The organism is Bacillus sp. JH7 (assembly GCF_001563515.1).
GTDB classification, from domain to species: domain Bacteria; phylum Bacillota; class Bacilli; order Bacillales; family Bacillaceae_G; genus Bacillus_A; species Bacillus_A cereus.
On sequence record NZ_LPUS01000001.1, the window covers coordinates 2,638,689 to 2,655,577 of the forward strand.

A 16,889-nucleotide genomic window follows, 5' to 3' on the forward strand; every position below is an offset into this window, starting at 1 on the left:
CCTAATCTCTTAATAGTTGATAATTCAGTTTTACTACTTTGGATGTTCCGGTTATATTGTGGTATTCGAACTTTAATACAGCGTTAGCCGGAATAGGTCTAATAATAGAAAAATTGAATCCTTCTGGTACGTCTTTTACATAAACATTTTTAAATATTTGTTTTCCATCGATAAATAGATTCCAATAATCACGATCACTATAACTTGATGCAGCTATAGAAAATGCAATTAACTCTGTATCGAACGGTAGTGAGAATTCATCTTTTTTTACTGCATCATCTATTCCAATTCTTCTACCTTCTATATACGGTTCCGTTTTTGTAGGGAAATAAGGAGCGTCAAATCTACCGCCCGCCATATATGTAACAGCAAAACTCATGCTATCCCTCCTTTATGATAAAAAATGCAATTCGAACCATACTGTTTTATCAAGGATGCCTTGATTTTTAAATGAAAATTGAACCGTACTTCCTGCTGCTAAAGGTTTATAAACCATAAAGTGCATACCTTCAGGAATATCCTTGGTATATATGTTTTTACAAATCGTTTTACCGTTTACAATTAAGCTCCATTTATCATCTAATTCATATATAGATGCACTTATACTTATTGCATACAGCTCCATATCTACAGGTACAGTATATGTAGTTTCATTTGTTTGGAATGAAAAAGAATCCATAATGAATCCAGGTATGAATGGTTCTGTTTTAGTTGGATGAAAAGGCGGATCTAATCGACCACCGGCTAAATAGGTTGTTTCAAACAAGAGTAATCACCCTTTTTCGTGTATTAAAAAATTCCCGTGCATCATCACGATACATCGGGAATTGGTAAATCAGACAGCATACCGTTACCTTTGTTTAGAAGGCGTGGTTGCACACGTTCTAGCTGCTTTTGCGCATTATATATTAATTGTAGCTCCATCTCTTTTCCAGTTACTTTATGTGAGACAAGGACCTTTTCTAGCATACCTTGTGCGTTGAAAGCTAAATCATAGTGTAGGTATTTATCACCATCGACTGCAGATAGGCGGGCACCGTCACGAATAAGCGTATATCCTTCGGTCATGCCTTCTTTAAATACGTCATTTGGATCATTCCCAGGCATTGGTTTACCACCGTTATAAATTTGCCTATCGATTAATCCCTTCATCAAATACATAATTGGATCATATAAGTTTTTTTGCATTATCATAGAATCACCCCTAGTTCACTCTCGTAACAGACCAAGTTTTTGCTGGTCGTTGGATATAATAGTGATCTTTGTCTTGATTTACCCGAGGAAATGATAAATCTGGTAAGGAACCATAATCGAACAAGATATTATTCTGTGTATCCAGTACTTGCAAACGCCCTGTAAGAATCCCCTTAGGATTTCGAACTGCTTCAAATACGATAATATTCACACCATATTCAAGTGGAATATCAACATATGTTGGATTGTTTCGGATGAAATAGTTTTCCGCGACTAATTTATCATTACAGTAAATATTTAATAAGTCGCCATCCTCTACATCCCAATCCCAAAGCTTTAATCTTAATGTATCTACATTTACTGTAATACCAGTTATATCTGTATATGGGGCAGGTTCATAACCGTAGTTAACAGTTAAATCTAAAGTTTGATAGAATCCATCATCTGCAGAAATCATTGTATTAATCCCTTTAACAAAGTAATTCCACTGTTGGCCAGAATCTCTATTGTAAACAGAAATAACATCAAATAATTGAATCCTTGGATCACCAATTACTGCGACTGTAAGTGTTCTGAACTTCTGAATCGCTTTTAAATGATAAGCTGCAGCAACCGCTCTTCTTGCAAAGAACGTTGTCGCCCAAGGAACCTCTACCATTTCCTCCCGTAAATCACCTTGCGATACGTTTTTTAATAGAAACGAATTAAGAAATCCGTTTGCGTAATCACCGCATTTAACAACAATACTGTTACTTATGTCCTGGTCAGTTAGCTGCATATCTAAAGAGATAAGATTTTCCCCTTCTCTAAAACTAAATTTTGCAGGTTCGTTAATTGCATAGTCCGGCATCTTCATGAATGTGCAACTTCCATCCGGTTCATGTTTTATATAATGGAATGTTGTATCTATAATATCGCGTACAATTTCATCCCACTTTTGAAACCTTTTACCGGTTGCTCCCTCAACAATCCAACTTTGATTGGTACCAGGAATATTTACTCTGCTACCGTGCAATTGAACTCCTGCTTTTTCAAAGAAGAACTTCACAACATCATAAACATTACCGGTAGGCGCAACGATTTCGTCTGATCCAGGTGTAGGAATTACTGATTTATGTAAAACCTTCTTATAGGATGTAGTGCAGGTAACTGAAATCGTACCGCTTTCGGCATTTACCTTCACATCAGATACAAAACCATGTATATAAGGTAATGCTTCCTCACCGTAGCCAATAGACACTTTAAATTCAGTCTGAGGATATAGTTGATTTGTATTTGTTACCTCACTGTTATAAAACCATTCTTGAATAGAATAGAACTTGCCATACCAGTTATCAGGAGCCATTTGACCGTATTCATTCGCAAAGGTAATAGTAAATGTACTAGCAAACTGATCTGCGTTCTCCTGCACTTCTAAGCCTACTACACGGTATTGTATTTGTACGTAAGAAGAAGAGTCTCTTCTTTTCATATAAACAATTAAATTAGGGGAGTTATTCCCGACTTGGAAATAGCTCCCCAACATTCTAATTAAAGAAATAGATCCTTCTCTCACATTCCATCAACTCCTATTCCTGCTTGTGACATAGATATTAATTTGCATTTTGCTATGACTAGCGTTCCTTTTCGTATTGCATCTACTTCATTCGGTGGAATTATACCCCCATAGGTACCGTAATCACCAGTAATAATATGAGGACGGTATATTTCTCTCATGAAATCACGCCAATAACTGATATCGTTGAATAAAACATTAAATTCTACCTCGCACCCTTTATTCCCGTTACTTTGGAAACGAGGATAACCATGCATAACATTATAGTTTTTTAATCCGTCTAATGATTTCGGCATTTTTGTTTGCTCAATCATTGCGATGTTTGGGACGAAACCAAAAGCGTAATAATGAACGTCACGTATATAAGCTACATCTGCACCACCATAACCGCTTGTTGTGAATTCAATTGTTTGTGGTCCTGCACCGACAAAGATTTCTCTGGATTCCCAGGCATAGGCACCTCTTGCTCTAAATTTTTCAATGCCATTTACCCGAACAATGAAGTTTTTATCCGGTAACATACCATCAGAACCAATAGGAACTTGGGACATAAAAGAAAAGTTATATGTCCCAGGCCATGAAAAATTAATAGTATATTTAATTGTACTTTTTAATTCTGTGGCATCCCATAAGAGGTGATATGAACCAGCTCTTCTATGCAATGTTTTTAATATACTCATACATTTCGCACCGCCATTCCCATTAGATCATCAGCAACTACGTTTTGTAGCAGCTTTCTCATTTTTACAAAGTCGTCTGCAGATTGTAATTTTTCAACAGAGACTTTAAATGTAGCATTTTGAATTGATACGCCATTATCTGTTTTCTTCTCAACGTGGGTTTGTCCAGCAAATGGATGTGCAGTTTTACCGATTAGATCAGCAGAACGTGCTCCCATTTGTCCAATTTGATTAGATACATCGGTTACTAGTTTCATTGGTTTAGGTGGAACGACAGCTTTATTTAATAGTTCAGAAGCTTTGTCTACTGCAGGAATCATTTTTTCCATCCCTACACCAAGACCTTCTGTAATATAACCCCCGTATTCCATCATTAACCGGGATGGGCTTCGGATACCAAAGAACTTTAATACTGCTTTAGGTATTCCCGAAACTACTCCTTTAGCTTTTTTTATAAGCCAATCTGCCATACCGGACATACCTTCACCGATACCTGCGATAATATCTTTTCCCCAGCTAACTGCATCTTTTGCTACATTTTTTACTATGGAACCTACTTTACTAAATACATCTTTTACAGTATCTACAACCCCTGTAAATGCACCAGTGATTGCTTTCTTTATAGTTTTAAAGTTACTAACAATAAATTCTTTTATACCGCCAACAACATCTGTTATTGTGTTATATAATTTGTTGAAATTATTAATTACAAACCCAACAAATTCACGAACTGCATTAATGATTGTAAACTTTATAAAATTCCAAGCTGATTGAATCACATTTTTAATTGTGTTCATAACGCTAGAAATTGTATCTTTAATAGATTCCCAAGAAGATTTCACAAAATCTTTTAAGAATTTTAATACTGTAGTAAAGGTTGATTTAATTACGTCCCAGGCTTTTTTTACAATTTCCTTAATCGTGTTAAAAACACTGGATATTGTATTTTTCATTTTTTCGAATTCGGTTTTTACGTACTGCTTTATTATTGCTAAAGCCATAGAGAAAATTCTTTTAATAGCATTCCATCCAGTAGAGAAAATTTTCTTCCAGGTGTTAACTGCCTTTTGGACACTATTCTTAATGAATTTCCATGTGCCTTCTACAATCTTTTTCAAACCGCTTAATGCTAGATTGAAAACAAATTTAATAGCGTTCCATCCAAATTCGAAAATGTTTTTCCAAATTTTAATGTTGTATTCAATTCTTTGTTTTATATATTTCCAAGCTTCTTCTAAGACCTTCCCCAAAAATGATGAAGCAGATTTGAAAAGTTTTTTTGTACCATTCCAAAATCCAGAGAAGAACTTACCTAAACCATTCCATGCCTTTTTTGCACCTTTTACGGTTGCATCCCAAGCTTTAGAACAGACATCGCCAATCCATTTAACTGCTTTCTTGGTGTACTTTACGATGTCATCCCAGTTTTTGTAAATTAGATATACTAATCCTACAATTGCTAGTATGGCAATCGTCCAGGGATTCATCAGTAAGGTCATCATGGATCTACCCAACAGCGCTAGGGCTTTCCCAATTCCACCAAACATACCGATAAGTTTAGGGCCGACTTTAAGAATACCTGTAAATAATAATGGTACTTTAGTAAGTATCGGTACTAGGAATCTTAATGAACCAACAAATGCACCAACCCCACTTGTCATAAATCCCATCATGGCGACTAATGGACCTAATACAGCGACCATACCTAAAATTGCTACAATACCAATTTGAATTGGCTTAGGCATAGAACTAAATGCTTTTGCAGCAACTTCTACTGCTTTAATAATTGGAGGAAGTGCCACTTCTGCAATATCTAAAATAGCTTGTCCTAATGGTTCTAAAGATGCCATTGTAGTACGCATTAACTTTTGCCAACGAACCCCAAAAGCTTCTTGCTGCGTCTTCTGCATTTTTCCCATTGTGCCCTCGACATCGCCTAACGCACCATTTGCATTATTAAGACCTAAGACAGCTTGAGCACCCATGTCTTCCCACTTTGTCAATTGTGTTATCGTAAAGGCTTTTTATCCTCTACTTCTTACAGTTCATTTCCTGTAAGTTCGGCATACGTTTTCACTAATAAGTGTCGCGGTCTCGTGGAAGGATTATATCTTTTCACCTTCTATGCTCTGCCCCTGGCTATACTTTGTATATCCTTCGGTTCAAATTAGGATTCGCACCCTCTTTGCTTCATACCGCGATTTTAATTCGGCACAACTTATCATCTACCGAATACTGCAACACCAAGTTGGTTTGCTTTTACTTTATCGTCCATCTTACCTAAATCACCTAAGACGGCATTAAACACATCCGCAGAAGTTCCTTTACCTTTGTTGAAGTTATCCCAGACCTTTTGTGTTTGGGGTGACATTTCAGCAAAGGCATCAGATACACCTTTAGAACCATCCTGTACCCGAATGCCGAACTCTTTTACAAGGTCGTTAATGTAATCGAGATTATAACTGCCATCACGAGTCCCGTTTGCCATAATGGTAAACATCTCGTTAGCAGAGAAGCCGGCTTGTTTGTACAATGGCGCATATTCGGCCACATTATCAAACATTTCATTTGAATAGTTCAAACCTTCTTGTCCACCAGCAGCAAATAAATCGAATGCTTCTTTTGAAGAAATACCGAACTGATTCATTAACTGCCCTGCACCACGGGTTACTTCATTGATATCAGAATCAAATGTTTTCCCTAGTGTCATAGCGCTTTTTGTAGCTTCTTCTAATTCTTCGTGAGGAACGTCTTTCATATTCTGATACACTTTTATAAGAGACTGATCCACTTCTTCAATACTTTGGCCAAATCCATCTTTCCAAGTTTCTTTTGCGATTTTACCAAGGTTTTCAGCACCTTTTTCAGTAAGACCTAAAGAAGATTGGATGTTTCTTTGAGAAGTATCGAAATCAGAAGCCACTTTTACAGCTGCAGCACCGATACCAGCTAAAGGTAAGGAAACGCCCGTTGTCATGTTTGTACCAACATCTTTCATTTTGTTACCTACATGACTAATTGATTCCCCTGCCTTTTGAAACTTATCATGCATTCCATTTGCGGTTTTTTGTACACGATCTTCGAATTGTTGTAAATCTTTATAAGCGCCTTCTGCTTTAATACCAATCGTTCCGAACAGTTGGAACATTTCAGCTAACATTTACGCACCCCCTTTCACGGGGCCGATAACCATTTTATTCTTCATCGTCTTCTTGGAAGTGAGCCATGATTTGAGCAACATACGCTTCACACTCTTCTTTCGTCCATACTTCACCTATTTCATAAGATGATTCTTTATCATCCTGGGTGTCAGTTAGTCCAAAGGCTTGAAGATAATCATTAAAAGTAGTACCTTCTTCAAGTTGACGAGTTTGAAAGCCAATGAACGCCATCTTCTTCCACTCATTTAGTTCTTCTTGCTGCTCTTCTCTTGCAATTAAAGAAAACAGGTCCATTAAACGCGAATACGGTATTGATAAGACATAATCATCTGTCCATCCATACCGTTTTTGGATCTTGTCGAAAGCACGTAACATATTTTGTTCGGCTTCCTCTAAATATTCATCTGAATTTTCGTTTAAGCTTGAATCGGAGCTGCTGCTGATTGACTCCATTTCTCGCTCTGAACTTTCACGAGTCCCTTGACCTGGTTGAAAAAAGTCATTAAGTCTTCACTTTCCAGTAATCCTTGAATAACAGAAACCATTGCTTCCGGAGGGAACTGTCTAAATTCTTCGGCTTTCACTTTTAATAAACTAGCAAAGAACTCTGTAAAATCATCCTCACAAGCAGGAATCATCGTTAGAACACGGAAAGCAAATTCTAATCCTTTTTGTTGCTGCTTCTCTTTAAGTGCAACTAATTGTGCTTGTTTTTCTTCTTCTGGAAGAGATTCTGCTGCTTTAGTAAGTTCATCCATTGCTTGCTTATCCTTACCGAAATCAGCAAAGTTAACTATTGCGCTACGTCCAACCTTCGAAATAATCTTAGCGAATCGCCAAACGTCTGTTACATTTAATCGTCGCATTGTTACTTTTTCGCCTAAAATTGTTATTTCTGTACCGGTATTCATCATTTTTTCTAATATAGAAGTCATTTTGTCCGCTCCTTTTTTTGTATTCAGCTCGTTTTATGCAATAGAAAACCGACTACCATTTATGCGGTAGCCGGTGCTTTTTGTACTGTTGCTTTCTTTTTCTTTGGTAAATAGATTTCGTATGGTGGTGTAGTTGGTGCAGATTCACTGTAATGACCGATAAATTTACATTTCAAACCTACCGTTCCTTTACCGTCTTTTAGATCCACCTCAATAGAAGAAACAACCATTGCATTACGAATTACGAATATAACAGGTAAGTCACTACCCGAAATCATACCAATGAGTGCAATATCATGATAGTTTGAATCAGGAATATCATTTGAAGGTTTCATAATATCGTAATCAGTTTCAGATGTACTATCTACCGTCATCCCAGGTAAAGCCAACTGCAGGTTTTCTTTTGTAAACTCCACTAATGTAAGTTCTACATGCGGTTCATCTTTTAATAACCACTTACCACGCACCATTTTACCTAGCACACCATCAATATCTGCATCATAATACTCACGATCAAAACCCACTTTAGTTCCGCCTGTAGTCGCTCCTACAAGTTCACCTAATTCTTTTACACTTTTAAACCCTTTGTACATGACACCAGGACCGATAACAAAATTATCAGTAGTCCCTTCACGGACACCATTAATTAATTTCCAGCTCATTTGTCCTACCCCCTAATACAAGTCCGTTCGCATGGTTCGGACAAGAAATTTTACATTTATATGAATGATAGATGGGTCTTCATCTGGTACAGGGATACTACCTGCACGATGTATAGAAAGTATCCCATCATCTTTTAAACCAACTTCTCTATCTAATAACTTCTCAATACGTGTAGCAATTGCATTTGCCTTATCATAATCCCCGTTATCACAATACACATCAAAATTAAGAATCATTCGGTCTATAATTTCAACATCATCCGGATTATTTGCTTCAATTCTTATAACTGCATAAGGCATATTCATATCATCTTGTGCGGTTTGGAATGTAAGAGCAGGGCCTTTGTCCTCGCCTTCACCATATTCTGATAGATTAGCTTTTATTATTTCATCGTTCTCTACAAGCATTCTAATAGCTGCAATAGCGTTAGACATGTATTACCCTCCCATCATTCTTTTAAGTTCTCTACGTTCTTTTTCAAACGCTTTTAATAGGAATGGACGGGCTTCCATATGACTTGTACCAGTTTCAAGCCATATCGCTTTTTTTAAATCGCTCCCTACTGCACCCAATACCTCTGATTGTGACCGTTTAACATTGTATTTAATCGAATTTAACAAGTCACCGGTACGAACAGCAGGAGCTTCACCTGGTTTAGAAGCAGTATATTTACGACTCGTATGAGGTATTTTGTATTGCTTACCGCTACGGCTACCTGTGAGATTCTTCTTCACTTGATTTTGTAAATGAATAGATGCTGCTGTGACTTTTTCAACACACATAGCATTAATAAGTGTCTTTACTTGCTCCATATTGCTTGAGTACTCAATTTCTACTGAATTCGCCATATAGAATCATACCTTTTCACAATAAATTTCAATGTGATGATTCATAAATGCAGGATTACGTGGTTCGCCTTTTACTTCAAACATATAATCAACGCCTAATTCTTCACTTTTGAAATGGATACGATCATTAGGCTTAATTTTGTAAGAAGCAGGTGCATATATCTTAAAGGTTGTATCGAAATTTTGTTTATCACGCTTAAACCTCTCATTATCAGCAGCAGAATTAGTAGTTACACGACAAGTCATATTCTCATAAACGTCTTCATCTACTTCTGCATAATTACCTGAGGATTGTTTCTTTTTCATTTTTCGTTTTACTACTACCTCATGAATATATAAATCATCCATTCCACCATCATCGAAATACATTTCGTTCATGTGGCCATCACCGGCTTAACTCTTGCTCTAAAGCCTTTTAAACCATTGAGTATCTTATTGTTTGTAGCTGGTTCATCTAGCGTTTCTGGGCTAATCTGGTACGAATAATCCCCTATACTCTCCGATGTCTTCATACCTTTTCTTTGTAAGTTAGCACGAACTACTGCAGAAACAACCAAATCAATAATACATTTCTTCATAAGTACCTGCAGATCATCATAATCTTGTATCTTATATTCGAATTCATATAACTGATTTTCGGATAAACCATAAACAATACGCCCATTTACAGTAATAGAATCGGTCATATCTTGTTTCGAACTAACATGAGTTACTTTTGCTATAGATTCAGCAGGAAAAGAAAGCCAGGCTAATTTACTTGTTTGGATGATTTCTTTCATTGGATTCTCCGGCTTAACTCTTAAATACTTCTTAGCAATAACCGCATAGTAATCTATTAGTTCTTGAATTACTGTATCAGGCATCTTCTGTACATTTACGCGGTCTTTAATGTCCTGTACGGTAATAATCATTATGTTTCTTTCTCCTTCTTATCGACTTCTTTTACAAGTTCAAAATGTCCAGTACTTACAAGGTAATCAGCTTTATCATTTGCAACTGTTTCTTCTTGGCCATTCTTAAACTTTTGTCCATAAGCGGTGTAAGTGCCACCGTATCGCAGCGTAACTACTTTCATAATTAACACCCCTTTCACGAATGTAAACTATTACACGAAAATTTACATTCGTATTGTTGGTTTTATTGGTTCTGTCTCGTTTTCCGTTAAAAACAAGAAAACATTAAAAAGGTATACATTCAAAACCCTAATAACAAAGGGTTTATTCCCATAAAAAATACGCCTGGATATTAAGCTCCAAACGTATCCGGAATATTTGTTAGGATTGCTACTGCATCCATTTCTTGAATTACAGCATCATCGTCAAAGTGGATTACATAAAATCGTTTATCTTCCATTACTGCCGTTTTACCTTCTGTAGTTTTACGAACACGAGTGTCGTATGTATTAACCGCAATGAAGTTTTTAGGATCTGCAAGAATAATAACATCGTCTTCTAAAGATGGAACCGTAACAATTCCGTATCCCATTGGTTTATTAACTTGATCTCCTGCTCCAAGTAACGCAGCATCACCAGCACCAGTAGGACGATTTGTTAAATACTCAATCCATTTCTCTCTACGGCTTGGAGACATAATCCAACGTAGGTTGCTGTTTTTATATTTATTCGGCATTGCACCAGATAAAGCAAAGATAGAACCTTTCCCAAATCCATTTGCCGCAGCGGCTTCACCTGTACCAGTTACTAATTTAGCATGATCGACAATATGAGACTCTTTTGATTTCTTGATTTTTTTCAACCATCCATCATTGATAGATAACATTCCGTCGGAAGATTCTGTATCACCATTCCAATGTAAATCCTCTAAATCGATACCTAATTGTGTAGACATAAGAGCCATTACAGTATCTTCATAACCTTCACCTTCAATATTTTCGCGGAGTAATTCTTCTGTAATTTCCCAAGGTAAACGAATAGCCTTTGTATTGTACTCAATTTTAGAAGTTTGAACACCTGCGCGGTAATTATCATCGCTGTTTTCTGTTTTCTTGCGTAAGATACGGCCACCAATTGCAATTTTATCTAATTCACCTTGTTTTGCTTTACGCATTTCTTTACGGTGTAATTGTGAGAATGGCGTTGTATCAAATGCCATTCGGAAGAACTCTTTACTTTGTTCTGGATTTAATAACCCTGCATCTGTCCCTCCTGTCGTCATTGTGCTTTTTGCGATTCGTTGCATATGAGCTAATAATTCTGTGTTAGTCATTGTCATAGTGGTAATCCTCCCCTTACAGGTTTAATCCTGCCCATTTAGATTTTTTAATTGGTTGTTGTCCTGGTGCAACTTCTACATCTGGATCTAAACCTTTACGAATAGAAGCAGCATTTTCGATATTTTCAAGACGTTTTGTAATTGGCTCTAATGCTTTCTGAATAACTGCTGCAGCTTTCTCTTCTTCTGTTTGCTCTTCTGGCGTCGGCTCTACCTCTTCACCATTCACCTGCTTTTCAATCTTTTCTAACTTAGTAGCTAGTGGTTCTACTGCTTGTTTTACAATCTCTGCAATATCTTCTGCTTTCATTTCATTTTCCTCCTGTGGTGAAGCAGCTTCTTTTATTTCAGTAATTAAAGCTAATGCTTCATCTAATTTTGTATGATTCTTTTGGGACAATACTTTCCCAGCTTTTTTAATACTTTCTAAAACAATGCTTGCTGCTTGTACACTGTCTTCTGATTTCGCAATGGTATAACCGTCTTTAATGGAAGAAAGTATGTCCTTCATATCATCAAGAGCAGCTGCCATACGGTCGATATCGGGCTTACTTTCCCAAATCTCCCAATAGAACACATCTTCAAACAAATTAAATACAGCTCGTAAATCACGTTTTTGTTTTTCATCAATAAAGCGGTCTTTTACTTCGCCTTTTGTGATTTTGTGAGTTTCACCTTTAACGAAATCTAACATCTTTCGAATAAGACCTTTATCTTCATGAGTAAAATCATCAGTCTTAGCGATTTCCACACGTTCACCAAATCCACCCATAGAAAAACCAGTGACTTCACCTTTTTTTATTTCTTCCCAGGTATCTGCATCATCAACGCGAACAGTCATAAGCCATGTTCCTGCTTGTACTTCTTGTTCGCCTACTGTCATATCACTTTTAGCAATCCAGTTTTCGACTACTGTACCTTTACCAGCGATTTCGTCATGTTGCTTGTCGATGTGCTGGTAATTTTCCATAAAGGTATAAGCGGCCTTTTCTATTTCTTCTGCAGTCATTGTATCCCCATGTGAATCTTCTACATCCGGTTCATACACAACTCCTGTAACAAGCTGCTTCTCTTCCTCTGTTTTAAGGATTGGAACTTGCTTTGATATATTTGGTTGTTTAGCAGGTTCACTTTTCATAATGGCAAATTGACGACCGTTTGCGCCCTTTGTAACTAATGAAACATAACTAATATTGGCGTTTTTTAGTTCGTATCCCATCGTTTTACCTCCTTCCCTATAAATATTGGGGTTCCACTGTCAAAACGCATAGCAGCCAATTTGAAGCCATATACGTTTTGACGATGAAACCCCAATCAAATAGGTGTATTTTACTACTCTTCTGAAATCATAGTGCAGCGGCAATGTGGATGAGCTGGCGGACACATCTTTCCATTACTAAATAGATCATTAATACCTACCGTTTCCCCATGTAAACCACCACATTCTTTACAAACACGCTCATCGTTTCCTGTAAGCCATGTTTTCTTGTTTCTATTTGCGCCCTTATAAGCAATTAAATTGCCGTAATTCATTGCATATGTTGTTTCTGTACGTGCAATCATCATTGCTCTGTAGTTACTTGCTTCTGACATCACATCTGCAATAGAAACACTTAATGCATCGACACCCATTCCTTCACTAAGATTCTTTAACATTGTTTCTCTTAATCTATCTTTAGTGGTTTCATGGATTCCCTTTGCTAATTCAAAAGCGTAAGTAGCTACCCATTTTGCAGCAACGTCACCAATTGGATCTAATACCATCCAGGTTAAACCGTTAGAAGCTAGAGTACTTTGTACAAATTCTGTTACATCATCCTGTAGTGTGTCCGTGACTTCATCGACAAACATTTGTCGTTCCTCATCCCAATCAACACTATCCAGAAATTCATCAACTTCTGCTTCTGCAATTACAAGATTAATCTCTTCCTCTGCTTTATTAATACGAATTACGGGAAGCAGGTTTAAGAGCCGTTTTCCCTGATTTGAAAAAAATCAGCTACCTTCTTTTGCATAGCTTTCTCTACTTCTTCATGCTTTTCCCTAAATGCATTAATAGCAATTAAGTTATCTTGCTCATTGTCTGCAGCTTTTGCAATAGGTTCTAATTGAGAAGCAGCTGTTACACCTTCAAAGAATGTATCCCCATCTGCTACAGGTTCATAGCCTACTACTTTACGGGATTCATTACGTGTTAATATACGTTTTTCGTAACCATCAGCTGCATATTGCATATCAGCTTCACGATCATCTGTATCAATTTCATTTAATTTAAAATACCAATCTAAACCGCCTAGTATTTCAGCAAATACACGGAACAATTGATTATTCAATCGATGTTCTAAGATCTCTTGGCCAGGCTCAATAATAGAACGCTTATACATCTCGTTCATTTCTTTAGCAGTTGTTTGCCCTAATGAACCTGTCATAGCCCAACCGATACGATAAGGCGGTACACGATGCGCCACGCATATTTCCATTGCGCTATCCTGCTTATACAAACGGAAACTACCTTCTTTTACATCCGGACTAACTTTTTCTAATCTAGCTTTTGCTCCTGGTGGTACCGGAACAACGGCTAACTTATGATGCTCTCCTTTTGTTTCTGCAGAGAAAAATGCTTTTAATTCATCTTCCGTTCCTTGATCCACTTCATCTACTCCCTCAAGGAATAGCAAAGCATCAGGAATTGTCTTACCTGTAAAAAAGTTAATATTATAATCTCTCACCGCTTGAGAACCTACTATTGAGCCGATAGAACTAACGTAATTAGGTATCCCATAATAAGAAGAACGAGAACCGAATTTACGAATAACAATTACTTCTCCGGCTTTTTCTGTTCCGTCTTCTGCAATATCTTCTGCCCCTAAAGGCTTACCATCAACAAGACGAAAATCATCCGGATAACCGAACTTTTTAAACCATCGTTCTTTGTTATTTACAATTTGAGCAAAGCGTACTTTATCTTTATGGGCACGAACCGTATGAGCTGGAATGTGGTATAGTTCTGACGGTTCATCTTTGATATTACGAACAACTTCAAAAATTCCCCATCCAACTGTTTCATAATCTTCCCATACAGCTCTAAGGATTTCTGAACTTGTCATTTCCGGATTACAATTCCGCATAAAGTCTTTTAACCTTTTGTATTGCTCCTGGCTCGCTGCTTCTTTCACTTCTTCAAACGGCGCAAAGTCAAAACCAACACCAGCAATATCATCGACTTTTGCGCTAATACAAGCAGAATGGATTGGATTACTTTCCTTTATTTCCAGCAGCACCAACATATCATAAGGTGGTTTAACCAACCCTTTATCGCCATATATTTGCGCGAATGGATCTACAGTCATTTGCTTACTGTTGTCTTCCCTATTCTTTGGATCATCAGCCGCTTTATTAATACCAAATACTTTTACATTCTTAATTGTTCTCTTATCGCTCATATCGTTTGTATGTCCTCCTTTCTTCTATTAATCAAGGGCAAAAGAAATAGCCGAACAATAAATGTCCGACTACACTCTTTTCACCTTTCCACCCATAACTACTTTACGTTTACTCATATCGTCCTCACATGCGTAACGGGTCATATCGATACTATGATTATCTTTATCTTGTAATCTATTTTTTGGATTACCGTCTTTATCAACTTCATAATCAATATTTTCAAATTCACCTGCAGTTTTTGGACAACGCTCGGGGTCAATTATTATTTCTTCTAAATCGTCTAACCATTTTTCCCCGTATTCAACAGAGCCAGGGCCTTTAACTGCTCCTTTGATTCTCTTAATACCATGATCATTTTTCATTTCATCAATTGATTTTGGTTCCGATGAATCCGCAATTATCTCCACGTCATCCCAACCAAGTTGTTTAATCTTTTCAGCTAATGAGCGGTTACTAATTTTAACGCCATGTATTTCACCGAATATATAAAGCTTTCTGCGCGTTTTATCATAATGCATACGACCAAAAGACAGCGCGTCATTCCCATAACCCCAGTCAATCCCTTGACGTATATTATCAAATGATTTAATTTCTTCATCTGTAATACGTCTGAATTTAAGGTTACTAAATGGAACAACACCGCTGCCTGTTGGTTTCCCTTCATACTCATGTTCATATTGCTGTGGTTTAAGTCTCTTTGTTTCTTCTGCTTCTTCCACGAATTGCTTAGAGATATGCGGGTTATCATGATATGTACTATGATGTACAAATGTATTCTTTGGTCTGAATTGCGTTTCAAACTTCTTGTTAACCCAGGATTGTTTCCTTTTAGGTGGGTTATATGAATAGTACATCTTATAACGCAATCCATTCGGTAACTCTTTACGCAAAATAGATTTCTCTATTGTAGAAACATCTTCCTCTAATTTAAATTCAGCCAATTCTTCAAACCATGCAATAGCAACTGGATATTTCGCTATCTTAATAGATTTAATTTTTGCAGGGTCATCAGCACCACGGAATATCATTTTGTTCCCACGCGGTTTATAAATGATTTCCATTGGACTTTCTTTAAAACGAAATAAATGTTCTACACCTAATATTTCTATTGCTTCTTTTATTTGTTCATAGCAGGATTCTCTTATTGTATCCTTTACTTTACGTATGCAAAGAACTGTAATAGGAAACTGAATAAGATCCATAACAATGCAAATGGATATATCAGTAGATTTCCCTGAACCACGTCCGCCTTTACAAACAATTTTTAATATCGATTCACATTTACGCGCTAACCAAACTTGATGAAATGCCGGTGGAAGTATTTCACCGATTTGCTTTTTAGACATTTAAATCACCACTGACATTATCTACAATGACAACCGGCTCAATATTGTTATCATCATTATTAGTATTAGATTTAATTTTGTCGATTTGAACCTGGATAAATTCAAGTTTGGCGCGTCTCTCATCATCTATATTTGCTAATCTATCAAAATCTCTAATAAGAGCAGATAAAGTAGATAACGCCTTAGATTGAGCATTTAAGAAACTGGCCTGTTTATCCCAGGCAAATTGAATTTCCCACTCTTCTTCAAATCCGCTTTCGCTAAGTTTATTCTTACGGAGCTCCTTTGTCATGTCCTTATTATCTTTAACAAACATGATACGTTGAGCATGAATAATTTGAGCGTGCTGCAGCATTATACTTTCCCATAGAATCGATAAAGGATCATTTTTAATTGCTTCCTCTAGCTCTTCTTTTAAATCATATAATTCTCTTGGTAAATACTTTCTATATAAACCATGAGTAGCAGCATTACCATTACGTAGTGGAGCAGCGCCACCGGAATTACCAATAGCATTTTTATTACCCTTTTTGGCTCCACCACGATTGTTTACAGCATTCTTATTACCCTTGGGTGCTCCTGGTTTCTTTTTGGAGTACTCCGTATCTTTCTTTGGAGTACTCCGTTCATTTTTATGGAGTACTCCATTTAATTTGTCTATCCATCCATCTTTGGATTTCCATCCGCCAACCGTTTTTTCACTTACAGTTTTTTCGGATGTAGACAACAATTCGGCAATTTTACGATTCGTAATATCACCATTATGTTCTTTAAATATTTCATACGCTTTGTTACGGTCTGGACTTCGTTGTCTGGCCATAATTACATAAC

20 protein-coding genes and 1 pseudogene are annotated in these 16,889 nt (G+C 36.9%); all 21 read right to left on the reverse strand.

The window, feature by feature from the left end; all coding sequences use genetic code 11:
- Position 1: 1 nt before the first annotated feature.
- Positions 2 to 379 carry a hypothetical protein gene (locus tag AU379_RS13150; RefSeq protein ID WP_017673856.1) on the reverse strand — a complete coding sequence of 126 codons (378 nt, stop codon included), beginning with the start codon at positions 377 to 379 and terminating at the stop codon, positions 2 to 4.
- A gap of 12 nt (positions 380 to 391) precedes the next feature.
- On the reverse strand, positions 392 to 766 hold the full coding sequence (locus AU379_RS13155; RefSeq protein WP_061139368.1) for a hypothetical protein: 375 nt from the start codon (positions 764 to 766) through the stop codon (positions 392 to 394).
- Between the two features lie 44 nt (positions 767 to 810).
- Positions 811 to 1,194, reverse strand: coding sequence for a hypothetical protein (locus tag AU379_RS13160; protein ID WP_017673854.1), 384 nt, complete (start codon positions 1,192 to 1,194; stop codon positions 811 to 813).
- 10 nt (positions 1,195 to 1,204) lie between these two features.
- Positions 1,205 to 2,749, reverse strand: coding sequence for a hypothetical protein (locus AU379_RS13165; RefSeq protein ID WP_061139369.1), 1,545 nt, complete (start codon positions 2,747 to 2,749; stop codon positions 1,205 to 1,207).
- On the reverse strand, positions 2,746 to 3,429 hold the full coding sequence (locus AU379_RS13170; protein ID WP_061139370.1) for a hypothetical protein: 684 nt from the start codon (positions 3,427 to 3,429) through the stop codon (positions 2,746 to 2,748). Before AU379_RS13170 ends, AU379_RS13165 begins: the two co-directional genes overlap by 4 nt.
- Positions 3,426 to 5,432, reverse strand: coding sequence for a hypothetical protein (locus AU379_RS13175; RefSeq protein ID WP_061139371.1), 2,007 nt, complete (start codon positions 5,430 to 5,432; stop codon positions 3,426 to 3,428). Before AU379_RS13175 ends, AU379_RS13170 begins: the two co-directional genes overlap by 4 nt.
- A gap of 224 nt (positions 5,433 to 5,656) precedes the next feature.
- Positions 5,657 to 6,589: pseudogene (locus AU379_RS13180) on the reverse strand (phage tail tape measure protein); the annotation flags it as partial.
- Positions 6,590 to 6,623: 34 nt separating this feature from the next.
- Positions 6,624 to 7,043 (reverse strand): hypothetical protein, encoded by a 420-nt coding sequence (locus AU379_RS13185; RefSeq protein ID WP_061139372.1) that lies wholly within the window; start codon positions 7,041 to 7,043, stop codon positions 6,624 to 6,626.
- Positions 7,007 to 7,525: a hypothetical protein gene (locus AU379_RS13190; protein WP_061139373.1), complete on the reverse strand. Its 519-nt coding sequence runs from the start codon at positions 7,523 to 7,525 to the stop codon at positions 7,007 to 7,009. Before AU379_RS13190 ends, AU379_RS13185 begins: the two co-directional genes overlap by 37 nt.
- Before the next feature lie 59 nt (positions 7,526 to 7,584).
- Positions 7,585 to 8,187: a hypothetical protein gene (locus tag AU379_RS13195; RefSeq protein ID WP_061139374.1), complete on the reverse strand. Its 603-nt coding sequence runs from the start codon at positions 8,185 to 8,187 to the stop codon at positions 7,585 to 7,587.
- Between the two features lie 12 nt (positions 8,188 to 8,199).
- The gene (locus tag AU379_RS13200; RefSeq protein WP_000063397.1) at positions 8,200 to 8,622 is read right to left on the reverse strand and encodes a hypothetical protein; all 423 of its coding nucleotides are present in this window, start codon (positions 8,620 to 8,622) and stop codon (positions 8,200 to 8,202) included.
- 3 nt (positions 8,623 to 8,625) lie between these two features.
- Positions 8,626 to 9,036, reverse strand: a complete 411-nt coding sequence (locus AU379_RS13205; protein ID WP_061139375.1) for an HK97-gp10 family putative phage morphogenesis protein — start codon at positions 9,034 to 9,036, stop codon at positions 8,626 to 8,628.
- 6 nt (positions 9,037 to 9,042) lie between these two features.
- Entirely contained in the window at positions 9,043 to 9,414 is a 372-nt protein-coding gene (locus tag AU379_RS13210; RefSeq protein ID WP_061139376.1) for a hypothetical protein, read from the reverse strand.
- Positions 9,411 to 9,947, reverse strand: coding sequence for a hypothetical protein (locus tag AU379_RS13215; protein WP_061139377.1), 537 nt, complete (start codon positions 9,945 to 9,947; stop codon positions 9,411 to 9,413). The genes AU379_RS13210 and AU379_RS13215 overlap by 4 nt, the downstream gene beginning before the upstream one ends.
- The gene (locus AU379_RS29130; RefSeq protein ID WP_000869887.1) at positions 9,947 to 10,111 is read right to left on the reverse strand and encodes a YqbF domain-containing protein; all 165 of its coding nucleotides are present in this window, start codon (positions 10,109 to 10,111) and stop codon (positions 9,947 to 9,949) included. The genes AU379_RS13215 and AU379_RS29130 overlap by 1 nt, the downstream gene beginning before the upstream one ends.
- A gap of 170 nt (positions 10,112 to 10,281) precedes the next feature.
- Positions 10,282 to 11,268 (reverse strand): phage major capsid protein, encoded by a 987-nt coding sequence (locus AU379_RS13220; RefSeq protein ID WP_061139378.1) that lies wholly within the window; start codon positions 11,266 to 11,268, stop codon positions 10,282 to 10,284.
- Positions 11,269 to 11,284: 16 nt separating this feature from the next.
- The gene (locus AU379_RS13225) at positions 11,285 to 12,487 is read right to left on the reverse strand and encodes an XkdF-like putative serine protease domain-containing protein (protein WP_061139379.1); all 1,203 of its coding nucleotides are present in this window, start codon (positions 12,485 to 12,487) and stop codon (positions 11,285 to 11,287) included.
- A gap of 113 nt (positions 12,488 to 12,600) precedes the next feature.
- On the reverse strand, positions 12,601 to 13,119 hold the full coding sequence (locus AU379_RS13230) for a phage minor head protein (protein WP_061139380.1): 519 nt from the start codon (positions 13,117 to 13,119) through the stop codon (positions 12,601 to 12,603).
- 113 nt (positions 13,120 to 13,232) lie between these two features.
- Complete coding sequence (locus tag AU379_RS13235; protein ID WP_061139381.1) at positions 13,233 to 14,711, reverse strand: phage portal protein; 1,479 nt, start codon at positions 14,709 to 14,711, stop codon at positions 13,233 to 13,235.
- A 69-nt stretch (positions 14,712 to 14,780) separates the two neighbouring features.
- On the reverse strand, positions 14,781 to 16,058 hold the full coding sequence (locus AU379_RS13240; protein ID WP_061139382.1) for a PBSX family phage terminase large subunit: 1,278 nt from the start codon (positions 16,056 to 16,058) through the stop codon (positions 14,781 to 14,783).
- Entirely contained in the window at positions 16,051 to 16,878 is an 828-nt protein-coding gene (terS, locus tag AU379_RS13245; RefSeq protein WP_061139383.1) for a phage terminase small subunit, read from the reverse strand. The genes AU379_RS13240 and terS overlap by 8 nt, the downstream gene beginning before the upstream one ends.
- Between the last annotated feature and the right edge of the window lie 11 nt (positions 16,879 to 16,889).